This window comes from Humidesulfovibrio sp., assembly GCF_035560995.1.
GTDB lineage: Bacteria > Desulfobacterota > Desulfovibrionia > Desulfovibrionales > Desulfovibrionaceae > Humidesulfovibrio.
In genome coordinates, this window is the sequence record NZ_DATMYK010000018.1 from 1 (window position 1) to 10,809 (window position 10,809).

General features: G+C 67.6%; 9 protein-coding genes. 8 read left to right on the forward strand and 1 reads right to left on the reverse strand.

The genetic code is table 11. The features are described from left to right. The first annotated feature begins 172 nt into the window (after positions 1-172). From VN419_RS00510 to corA, 4 genes are all read left to right on the forward strand, one after another. On the forward strand, positions 173-673 hold the full coding sequence (locus tag VN419_RS00510; RefSeq protein ID WP_325643307.1) for a hypothetical protein: 501 nt from the start codon (positions 173-175) through the stop codon (positions 671-673). 8 nt (positions 674-681) lie between these two features. Beyond that, the gene (locus VN419_RS00515) at positions 682-1,557 is read left to right on the forward strand and encodes an AraC family transcriptional regulator (protein WP_325643309.1); all 876 of its coding nucleotides are present in this window, start codon (positions 682-684) and stop codon (positions 1,555-1,557) included. Between the two features lie 53 nt (positions 1,558-1,610). Then, the gene (locus tag VN419_RS00520; protein WP_325643311.1) at positions 1,611-2,561 is read left to right on the forward strand and encodes a DMT family transporter; all 951 of its coding nucleotides are present in this window, start codon (positions 1,611-1,613) and stop codon (positions 2,559-2,561) included. Between the two features lie 98 nt (positions 2,562-2,659). Next, a complete protein-coding gene (gene corA, locus VN419_RS00525; RefSeq protein ID WP_325643313.1) occupies positions 2,660-3,817 on the forward strand; it encodes a magnesium/cobalt transporter CorA in 1,158 nt (385 codons plus the stop codon). On the opposite strand, the gene VN419_RS00530 is transcribed toward corA, so the two are convergent. Further along, positions 3,814-4,062, reverse strand: a complete 249-nt coding sequence (locus tag VN419_RS00530) for a hypothetical protein (protein WP_325643315.1) — start codon at positions 4,060-4,062, stop codon at positions 3,814-3,816. The two genes, corA and VN419_RS00530, sit on opposite strands and share 4 nt — an antisense overlap. Before the next feature lie 182 nt (positions 4,063-4,244). Here VN419_RS00530 and VN419_RS00535 point away from each other — a divergent pair, with 182 nt between their 5' ends. The 4 genes from VN419_RS00535 (at position 4,245) to VN419_RS00550 (ending at position 10,746) form a co-directional block, all read left to right on the forward strand. Beyond that, on the forward strand, positions 4,245-4,994 hold the full coding sequence (locus VN419_RS00535) for an N-acyl homoserine lactonase family protein (protein ID WP_325643317.1): 750 nt from the start codon (positions 4,245-4,247) through the stop codon (positions 4,992-4,994). 254 nt (positions 4,995-5,248) lie between these two features. Further along, positions 5,249-6,046, forward strand: coding sequence for a DUF169 domain-containing protein (locus VN419_RS00540; RefSeq protein ID WP_325643319.1), 798 nt, complete (start codon positions 5,249-5,251; stop codon positions 6,044-6,046). Positions 6,047-6,379: 333 nt separating this feature from the next. Continuing rightward, complete coding sequence (gene mdh / locus VN419_RS00545) at positions 6,380-7,324, forward strand: malate dehydrogenase (RefSeq protein ID WP_325643321.1); 945 nt, start codon at positions 6,380-6,382, stop codon at positions 7,322-7,324. A gap of 2 nt (positions 7,325-7,326) precedes the next feature. After that, positions 7,327-10,746: a PAS domain S-box protein gene (locus VN419_RS00550; protein ID WP_325643323.1), complete on the forward strand. Its 3,420-nt coding sequence runs from the start codon at positions 7,327-7,329 to the stop codon at positions 10,744-10,746. The last annotated feature ends 63 nt before the right edge of the window (positions 10,747-10,809 follow it).

A 10,809-nucleotide genomic window follows, 5' to 3' on the forward strand; every position in this document is an offset into this window, starting at 1 on the left:
AAGGGCAAGCTTGAGCCCAAGTTCGACAACAAGACCGAGGAAGGCCGCCACCTGAACCGTCGCGTGGAAATCCGCAGCAACTAGCCTCTTGACCTCAGCGGGGCTGCGGGGCACAATGCCTCGCAGCCCCGAACCGCTCCCCCTGTTCGACCCCCTTCGCCGGAGTTTCGAAATGTCCGTGAAAGCCCGCATCAGTTCCCTCGCCCTGCTCGCCCTCCTGGCGCTGCCCCTGGCCGCCCGGGCGGAGTCTCCCGCCGCAGCGCCGGTCGTGCCCCAGCCCACCCTGGCCGTGGCCCCAGCGCAAGAGGTGCCCACGTATCTGGACGCGGAACTTGTGCGCGAACACGAAAACTTCTCCCACTTCGCCCGCAACCAGGTGGAGCGCATGAACGCCACCATCCTCGGCGGCCGCCACAGCATGCAGATCCACAAAGGCTCCGACGGCCTGTACCGCGCCAGCTTCCGCGCCATCAACCTGCCCGGCGTGGTCTGCCAGGTGCGCCGTTCCGAGAGCAACCCGAATTTCTACGTGGGCAACCTGATCTACACCGAACAGGTGCTGGAAAGCATCGGCAAAAGCGCCGAGGCCTGCCGCCAGGGCCCCTTCGAGCCTGTGAGCGAGAAGACCAACCGCCTCATCTACACCTCCAAGCACGGCGGCGGCTGGCGCTAGCCCCGGTAATGTCCGGCGCGCCGCTCCACGCAGACGTGCGCTTCTGGCGCGACGACGCCCTGCCGGGCATTGAAGCCCGCTCGTCCACGTACACGCAAAAAGCCTTCCGCACCCATACGCACCGCGAGTGCATCCTCTCCCTGGTCGAGGCCGGGGGCACCCGCTTCCATCTGGACGGCGCGCCGCACACGGCCCGCGCCGGGCAGCTCGTGATCATAGAGGCCGGGCGGCCCCATGCCTGCAACCCCGATCCGGCCACGGGCATCTCCTACCGGCTCCTGTCCGTGGCCTCCGGCTGGCTGGCCGGAGCGGCGGGCGGAGAAGGCCTTGCCCCACATTTCCCAACGCCCGTGCTGGACGACCCGGAGCTTTTCTCCGCCTGGCGGGAACTGCACGAGGCCTACGTCTGGGGCGCGCCCGCGGACGAGAAACAGGCCCTGCTCATGGCCTGCCTGCGCGAGCTGGTGGCCCGCCACGCGACTGTGGAGCCCGCGCGCCGGATCGCGACCGCCCTGGCCAACCCCGGAATGGCCAATCCCGGAGTGGAGGAAGTGCGCAGGCACCTTGAGGCCAATCCCGGCAATTTCGAGCCCCTGGACGCGCTGGCGCGCCGGGCCGGCCTTTCGCGCCACCACTTCCTGCGCGTGTTCAAGGCCGCCACGGGCCTGCCGCCCCACGCCTTCCAGATGCAGCAGGCCGTGGAGCACGCCAAGACCCTGCTCGCCGGGGGCATGGCCATCAGCCAGGCCGCCCTGGACGCTGGTTTTGCCGACCAGAGCCACTTCTCGCGCTGCTTCCGGGAATTCACCGGGGCCACGCCGCGCCAGTACCTGACCAGCCGCCCCTGCGACGCCTGGCCGTGCCGGGCCAGCCTCCGGGCCTGAGGCACCGCAATTTCATACCATACGCCCGCGCGCCCCTGTGGCATGTTGCGGCCATGAACACCAAGAGCCCCCTCATCCCCCGTCTGTGCCTGGCCGGAGCCGTGCTGCTCTGGGGCACCAGCTTTGTGGCCATGAAGTACGCCCTGACCGGCTTTGCGCCCATGGCCGTGATTTTCCTGCGCATGGCCCTGGCCTCGCTGGTCATGAGCCTGTTCTGGGGCCGCGTGCCCAAAACCGGCCGCCAGCCGGGCGACCTCAAGTGGCTGGCACTGGTGTGCCTGCTCCAGCCCTGCCTGTACTTCCTGCTGGAGGGCTTCGCCGTCAGCCTGACCACCTCGGCCCAGGCGGGCATGATCTCCTCCCTGGTGCCGCTCTTGGTGGCCGCCGGGGCCTTCGTCTTCCTGCGCGAGGCCCTTTCGGCGCGCATGCTCCTGGGCCTGGGCCTGTCCCTGGCCGGGGTGGCCTGGCTGTCGCTCTCCGGCGCGGCGGGCGAAGCCGCCCCGAATCCGGCCCTGGGCAACCTGCTGGAGCTTTTGGCCATGTGCTGCGCCAGCGGCTACATGCTGGTGCTCAAACACCTGTCCAGCCGCTACAATTCCTGGCAGCTCACCGGGTTGCAGGCCTTTGCCGGGGCGCTGTTCTTCCTGCCCTGGGCCTTTGCCACCTCCCCCGCGTGGCTGGCCGAGCCCCTGGCCGCCTTCCGCGCCGTGCCGGGTCAGGCCTGGCTGGCCGTGGGCTATCTGGGCGGCGTGGTGACCCTCGGGGCCTTTGGCCTGTACAATCAGGCCGTGGCGCGGCTGGCCTCGGCCCAGGCGGCGGCCAGCATCAATCTGGTGCCCCTGGTGGCCGTGCTGGCGGGCTGGCTGCTGCTGGGCGAGGCCCTGGCCCCGGCCCAGGCGGCTGCCTGCGGGGTCATTCTGGCGGGCGTGCTCTTGGGGCAGACCAAGGCGACGGGGGCCGGGCGCGCGGCGCGCTCCCGCTCCCCGGCGGACGGTCCAGCCTAGGCCTGTACGCACACCCGGTTCCCGGCTATGCTGCGCCCGGGCTGGAGTTTCCTCCGGCCCGGGCGCAAGAACGCCCAGCCACAGCCGGGAGGCCGCACATGTTCGAGTCCCTGCACCGCCGCATCCGCAAAAAGGGCCTGCCGCCCGGAACCGTCACCTACATCGGTCCGGAGCGCAGCGCAGCCGTTGGCATAGAGGTCATCCACATCCCCGAGGGAGCGGAAAGAGGCGAGGTGCGCCAGCTGCGCCCCGCAAGCGCCGACGAATGCGCCCCCTTCGTCTCCATGCCCGGCCTCACCTGGATCAACGTGGACGGCCTGCACGAACCGGCCAGCGTGGCCCGCCTGGGCGAGCTGTTCCAGCTGCACCCCCTGGTGCAGGAGGACATCGTGCACACGGGCCAGCGGCCCAAGCTGGACGAGCTGGACGACGCGCTGTTCGTGGTCTTGAAGATGCTGCGCTACGACGAGGAGAGCCAGACCATCTCCGACGAGCAGGTGAGCTTCGTGCTCAAGGAGAACGTGCTGCTGACCTTTCAGGAAAAGGGCGGCGGCGATGTGTTCGGCGAGGTGCGCAAGCGGCTCGTCACAGGCGCGGGCAAGCTGTGCACAAGCGGGCCGGACTACCTGATGTACGGGCTCATCGACGCAGTGGTGGATAATTATTTCGTGGTGCTGGAGCGCATGGGCGAGGACATCGAGGAGGTGGAGGAGGCGCTGTTGACCGCGCCCACGCCCCAGGAGCTGGAGACCATCCACGGCCTGCGGCGCGAGGCCCTGTTCCTGCGCCGCTTCATCTGGCCCCTGCGCGAGGTGCTGGCCCGGCTGGAAAAGGGCGGCAGCCCGCTCATAAACGACGCCACCATCCTCTACCTGCGCGATCTGTACGACCACACCATCCAGGTGATGGACACGGTGGAGACCTTCCGCGACATGCTCTCCGGCATGGTGGAGCTGTACCTTTCAAACGTCAGCCTGCGGCTGAACGAAATAATGAAGGTGCTGACCATGATCAGCACCATCTTCATCCCCTTGAGCTTCCTGGCCTCGCTGTACGGCATGAACTTCGAGCACATGCCGGAACTGAAGACCCAGTACGGCTACTTCGTGCTGCTCGGCGTCATGGCCTCCATCGTGGGCACCATGCTCTTTTTCTTCCGGCGCAAGGGCTGGCTGGGGCGCGTGGCCACGCCGTCCGCCCCCCCTTCCTCCTCGCCTTTCGGCGGGGGCGGAGACGGCGGCGGAACCGGCTCCTAGCAGCAGCTGAGCGTCTGCTTCACCAGCAGTTCGTTGCGGAAGGCGTCGTCCGTGGCGAAACGGCGGCAGAACTCCTCTATGCCCGCGGCGCTGGTCTTGGCCGAGAAGCCCCGGGTGATGGCCCGGCCGTGCAGATCGGCAAAGGGCGCTCCGTCCTTGAAGATGGACACGATGACACGTTCCGGCCGTTCGGGGTCGGGCCCGGTGCTGAAGCGGAACCCGGAGAATTCGAAGTTCAGTTCCATGGCGGTCTCCTTTACTTTCTGAAAATGATAACCATATACCCCTGCATGGCAAGGGTTTCGGCGGCACAAGCTCCGCGCGACCCGTTGCCCGCCGGGCCGGGCTCTGGTACATATCCGCCACGATTGCGGGAAATACCCCGGCCCAAAACCACGCACACATGCTGATTGAAGGAGGAGCCCCCGTGGCCACGTTCAAGATACACCCCATCGTCATGGGCACGAAGATCTTCGACCATGGCATGATGACCTACCAGCACGCCTACGGCAAGCCCTACACCATTCCCATCTACTGCTGGTACCTGGAGGGCGGCGACAAGAAGATCCTGGTGGACAGCGGCGAGATGCAGCCCATCATCAGCCCGGAGCGCGAGGCCGCCATCGGCGGCAAGATATACACCTTCGAGGACGGCCTGGCGAAGTACGGCCTGAAGCCCGAGGACATCGACATCATCGTGCACACGCACCTGCACAACGACCACTGCGAGAACGACTACAAGTGCGTCAACGCGCGCATCTACGTGCACGAGGCGGAGCTGAAACACATCCACGACCCGCACCCGCTGGATTACCGCTACCTGGAGGACTACATCCTGGACGTGGAGGAGAACGGGCAGCTGGAAGTGCTCACCGGCGACACGGAAGTGGTGCCCGGCGTGCGGATGATGCACACCCCGGCCCACACCGAGGGCGGCATGACCGTGCTGGTGGACACGGAAAAGGGCGTGGCCGCCATCACCGGCTTCTGCGTCATCATGGAGAACCTGACCCCGCCCAAGGAGGTCAAGGCCATGGAGATGGAGGTGATTCCCTGCGGCACGGTGGTCAACTCCTACCAGGCCTACGACAACATCCTGAAGGTGAAGCAGGCGGCGGACATACTGCTGCCGTTGCATGAGCCGCGCTTCGCGGCGACGCCGACCATACCGGAGTAGGCCCGCGCTTCGCGGCGGCGCCCGCGATACCGGAACAGGCCCGCAAGGGCACAAGAATCAGCGCTCCGATCTGCGTAGCAAAACAGGAACCGGGCCCTTCGCAACTGCGGGAGGCCCGGTTTTTCCCTTTTGCGAGTACGCATTGACGATACCGCCCCAGGGCATTATCTCCCACACACCAAAGAAAATTCGGTTCGCGCCCGCCTGCCCCCTCCAATCCATCTGGGTCGCGGCTGCCGAAAAAGGAGACCCCCATGTCCGCACCCGATTTCGTGAAGATGCAGGAACTGCTCATGCGCGAGCTCCGGCTCATGCACTACCCCGTGGCCATCAAATACTTCTTCGACCAGGCCGAGCTGGATGCCTTCCGCAAAGATCAGCCCCACTACTCGCCCGTGAAGCCGCTTACCTTCTGCCAGGCCGAGATAGGCGCGCGCATGGAGGGCATCGCCGTGCTGGTGGAAAAGGAAAAGATGGGCTGCACCAACGCGCAGTTCGTGTTCGGCTGGAAGGGCCTGGACGACGGCGAGGTGAAGAGCCACGTGAAATACTGCACCGATGCGGAGCAGGCCAAGCGCGTGGTGGAGGGCAAGCCCCGCCTGCCCGAAGGCAAGCTGCTGGCCGTGGCCGTGAGCCCCCTGGCCATGAGCGTGGGCGCGCCGGACGTGGTGCACTTCTACTGCGACAACATGCAGGCCTACCATATTCTGGGCGACTGGATGGCCACCCAGGACGTGCACCCCTTCCGCCCGTCCATGTGCGTCAACTCCGCCGCCTGCGGCGGCAACGTCTTCGCCTACAACGAGCAGCAGGCCAACCTGTTCCTGGCCTGCAGCGGCAGCTACAACTCCGGCAAGACCGAGCGCGGCGAGATCAACGTGGCCATTCCCGGCGGCCACATGGCGGCCCTGGTGGAGCGCCTGGAGAAGCGCGTGGTGGAAAAGGGCGGCGCGGCCATCACCCGCCTGGGCGAGCCCTTCCCCGGCGCCGACATCTGCAAGAACTGCCCGCTCATCGTGTTCAAGAAGGAGGGCGAGGCCCCCAAGGCCTAGCCTCCCGCACTTCCAAACGCATCGGGCCGGTCCCCTCCTTCCATGGAGAGGGCCGGCCTTTCGCATTCTGGCGGCTTACACCGTGCCGCCGCCTTGCTCCGGCCCGCTTGCCGGAGCCCCTGCCCTGACGCGCCCCGGCCAAGCCCGGTTACGCGGCCCTTTCCTCCTCCCGCCGCGCGGTCCAACGCTCCAAGTCCGCGCCGCGCCTTGACGCACGGCGGGAAAGCGTACAAAATTGACAGACCTGTCCCAGGTTCCGCCCGGTCCCCCACGGGCCCGCCCGTAGACGCGGAACCTGGCCCAACGAGTCCAAGCAAAACGAGGAGAACGAGCGTGCCCTTCCGCAGAAAGAAGATTTCCGTCATCGGCTCCGGCCAGGTGGGCGCCACCTGCGCCCTGATGCTCGCCAGCCGGGGCGTGGGCGACGTGGTGCTTCTGGACATCAACCTTGGCTCGGCCAAGGGCAAGGCCCTGGACATTTTGCAGACCGCCGCGGTGCAGCTGTTCGATTCCCAGGTGCAGGGCACGGCGGACTACGCCGACACGGCCGGGTCCGACGTGGTGGTGGTCACCGCCGGTTCGCCCCGCAGGCCGGGGCTGACGCGCGACGACCTCCTGTCCATCAACGCCCACGTGGTGGCCTCCTGCTGCCGCGAGATCAAGAAACACTCGCCCCAGGCCGTGGTCATCATCGTCACCAACCCGCTGGACGCCATGTGCTTCGTGGCCAAGCGCGAGCTTGATTTCCCGCGCGAACGCGTGCTCGGCATGGCGGGCATCCTCGATTCCTCGCGCTTCCGCACCTTCGTGGCCCTGGAGCTGGGCGTCAGCGTGCGCGACGTGCAGGCGCTCGTCATGGGCGGCCACGGCGACAGCATGGTGCCCATGCCCCGGCACTGCTTCGTGGGCGGCGTGCCCCTGACCGAGCTGCTTGAGCCCGCGCGCATCGAGGCCCTGGTGGAACGCGCCCGGCGCGGCGGCGACGAGATCGTGAAGCTGCTGGAGACCGGCTCGGCCTTCTACGCCCCGGCGGCCAGCGTGGTGCAGATGGCCGAGTCCATCCTGCGCGACCAGCGCCGGGTGCTGCCCTGCGCCGCCCTGCTGGAGGGCGAGTTCGGCGTCTCCGGCCTGTTCGTGGGCGTGCCCTGCGTGCTGGGCGGGCGCGGTCTGGAAAAGGTCTGCGAGATCAAGCTGGACGCCGCCGAGCGCACGGCCTTCGATTATTCCGTCGGCCGGGTGCAGGCCCTGGTGGACGACCTGGCGCGCCTGGGGCTGTAAACGTGCGGCGGCTGGCCCTGTGCCTGGCCCTTGCGGGGCTCTTTCTGGTCGGTGCCGTGCTGCCGTCTTCCGCCCTGGCCGAAAAGCCGCGCAAGAACGTCCTGGTGCTCAACTCCTACCACGACGGCTACGCCTGGTCGGACGAGATCATGCGCGGGCTGCGCGCCTTTTTCACGGACTCGCAGTACCTGGTGGACCTGCAGATCGAGTACATGGACACCAAGCGCTTCGCCACGCCGGAGCGCGCCCGCGCCCTGTACGAATTCTACCGCGACAAGTTCAAGGGCGCGGACTTCGACCTGATCATCGCCTCCGACGATTTTGCCTACAACTTCATCCTGGACTATCAGGACCGCCTGTTCCCCGGCCTGCCCGTGGTCTTCTGCGGCGTCAACGACCTGAAACCCGCCAAGATGGCGGGCAAGACCAACATCACCGGCCTGGTGGAGAACGTGGACTTCGAGGCCACCCTGCGTCTGGCCGCGCGCCTGCACCCGGACGCCAGCCGCATGATCGTCATCGGCGACCGCTCCGTCACCGGCATGGCCATCCAGGGCCAGCTGCGCGAGGTGGCCCCGCGCCTGCGCGGCATCCTGGAGTTCGAGTACTGGGACGACCTGCCCATGGAGACCATCCTGGACCGGCTGCACGCCATGCCCCAGAACACCCTGCTCTTCGTCATCCCCATGTACCTGGAGCACGAGGGCAAGCTCTACGCCGCCGACGAAGTGCTGGAGGTCATCTCCGCCAACGTGCTGCTGCCCGTGTACAGCTGCTGGCGCTTCCTGCTGGGCCACGGCTGCGTGGGCGGCAAGCTGCACAGCGGCGTGGACCACGGCCGCATGGCCGGCAGCCTGGCCCTGCGCATCCTGGCCGGCGCCAACCCGGGCGACATCCCCATCATCACGCGCTTCGACGACCCCTACGCCTTCGACTACGACGTGCTGCGCAAGCTCGACATCCCCCTGGGGGCCCTGCCCTCCGGCGCGGACATCATCAACGAGCCCTACCGCTTCTACACCATCGACAAGGGCCTGTTCTGGACCATCATGGTCAGCCTGGCCGCCCTGCTGTTCATCCTGGTGCTGCTTGTGGCCAGCATCACCCAGCGCAGGCGCATCCAGGAACGCGTCAACGACCAGCTGTCCTTCCTCAAGATCCTCATGGACGCCATCCCCCTGCCGCTCTACTCCCTCACCCGGCACGGGCTGTTCCAGGACTGCAACCTGGCCTTCGAGCGGCTTTTCGGCGTCAGCCGCGCCGCCATCCAGGGCAAGGCACCGGAAGACATCGGCGAGCCCGGCGCGGGCCAGGACGTGGGCGCGGCAGGCCTGCGCGACGCCGTGGACAAGGAGCTCCTCGCCTCCGCCGGGGTGCGCATGTACGAATCCGAGCTGCGCCTGCCCGGCCAGGACCACCGCGCCGTCATGCTCAGCAAGGCCACCTATCTGAACGCCAAGGGCGAGATTCTGGGCCTTGTGGGCGTGTTGAACGACATTTCCGGCCTCAAGCGCGCGCAGGAGGAACTGCGTCAGGCCGAGGAAAAATACCGCGGCATCTTCGAGAACTCGGTGCTCGGCATCTTTCGCGCCGCGCCAGAGGGCAACCTGCAGGACGCCAACCACGCTCTGGTGGAGATGCTCGGCTTCCACAGGCTGGATGACCTGCTGGCCACCGGCGCGGATTTCCTCTCCGGCGACGGCGAAGGCGCGCCCAACTGGCTTTCCGCCGCCACGGGCCCGGGCGGCGTGGCCGCCTACCGGCGCGAGTTCGTAAGGCCCGACGGACGGCGCATCACCACCTTCCTGCACGTGCGCGCCGTGGCCGGACCGGACGGCCGCCTGGCCGCCTACGAAGGCGTGGTGGAGGACATCACCCAGCGCGAAAACGCCGAGCGCGCCCTGTCCAAGAGCGAACGCATGCTTCAGCTGGTGCTCGACACCATCCCCCAGCTGGTTTCCTGGAAGGACCGCGACCTGCGCTACCTGGGCGTGAACCGCTCCTTCCTGTCCTTCTTCGGCCTGGAGGACGCCCGCCGCGTACTGGGCAGGACCGACGAGGAACTCTTCGAAGGCCGGGAATCCGCCCTGTCCGCGCAAGGCCAGGACCACGCCGTGGTGGACAAGAACCAGGCCCAGTACCGCGCCGCCTGGCACACCGAGGACGGCTTCGGCCGGCCCGTGCTGCTGGAGGTCTCCCGCGTGCCCCTGCACGACTCCGGCGGCGCCGTGGTCGGTCTGCTCTGCGCGGCCGAGGACGTGACCGAAAAGAACAACCTGGAGCGCCAGCTGCTGCAATCGCAGAAGATGGAGGCCATCGGCACCCTGGCGGGCGGCATCGCGCACGACTTCAACAACATCCTCACAAGCATCATCAACAGCGCGGAACTGGCGCTCATGGACGCGCCCGAGGGCACGGACATGGCCCAGGACCTCCTGCGCGTGCTCAAGGCCGGGCAGCGCGGCAGCCAGCTGGTGCGCCAGATCCTGGCCTTCAGCCGCCCGTCCCAGGCGGGCTTCCAGTACGTGAATGTGGCCGAAGTGGCGCGCGAAACCTTAAGCCTCCTGTCCGCCTCCCTGCCGCGCAACATCAGCGTGCGCGAGGACATCCGCCAGGATCCGGCCCTGGCCCTGGCCGACCCCATCCAGCTGCACCAGGTGTTCCTGAACCTGTGCACCAACGCCTTCCAGGCCATGCGCGAAACCGGCGGCGACCTGCTGCTGACCCTGCACGCCGAAATGCTGGACGCCCAGGCCGCCGAAGGCCTCTCCCTGCCGCCCGGACCCTACCTGCGCCTCACCATCACCGACAACGGACCCGGCATCGAGCAGGACATCCTGGACAAGATCTTCGACCCCTTCTTCACCACCAAGGGCAAGGCCGAAGGCACCGGCCTGGGGCTCGCCGTGGTCCACGGCATCATCAAGGCGCACAAGGGCGCGGTGGCCGTTTCCAGCCTGCCCTGGGAGCGAACCAGCTTCGACATCTACCTGCCCAAGTACGAGCGCACCAGCCGCCTGGATTCCGTGCACCCCGAGCAGGTGCGGCGCGGCCAGGGGCGCATCCTCTTCGTGGAGGACGACCAGGACCAGCTGGCCACCATCCCCCGCGTGCTGGGCAAGCTCGGCTACGAGGTCACCGGCCGCTCCAGCGCGCCGGAGGCCATGCGCGCCCTGGACGACAACCCCGGCGGCTTCGACGCCGTGCTCACCGACTTCGACATGCCCGAGGTGAACGGCGTGGAGTTCGCCCGGCGCATCCTCACCCGGCACCCCGGCCTGCCCGTCATCATGATCTCCGGCCGCCTGCACACCGGCGACATACCGCCCGACCTGCCGCCGAACATCCTGCGCGTGCTGGCCAAGCCGTACAGCCAGGCCGCAATCTCCGAGGCGTTGCGCGAGATTTTGAGCGTGGGCTAGCGGCGGGGAAAGAGAACAAGGGGCACTGCCCCTTGAACCCCGCTGGGGGCGCCGCCCCCAGAC

Coding starts and splice junctions, on each gene's coding strand:
- VN419_RS00515 (WP_325643309.1), top strand. CDS start 682: ATGTCCGGCGCGCCGCTCCACGCAGACGTGCGCTTCTGGCGCGACGAC.
- VN419_RS00510 (WP_325643307.1), top strand. CDS start 173: ATGTCCGTGAAAGCCCGCATCAGTTCCCTCGCCCTGCTCGCCCTCCTG.
- VN419_RS00520 (WP_325643311.1), top strand. CDS start 1,611: ATGAACACCAAGAGCCCCCTCATCCCCCGTCTGTGCCTGGCCGGAGCC.
- VN419_RS00530 (WP_325643315.1), bottom strand. CDS start 4,062: ATGGAACTGAACTTCGAATTCTCCGGGTTCCGCTTCAGCACCGGGCCC.
- VN419_RS00540 (WP_325643319.1), top strand. CDS start 5,249: ATGTCCGCACCCGATTTCGTGAAGATGCAGGAACTGCTCATGCGCGAG.
- corA (WP_325643313.1), top strand. CDS start 2,660: ATGTTCGAGTCCCTGCACCGCCGCATCCGCAAAAAGGGCCTGCCGCCC.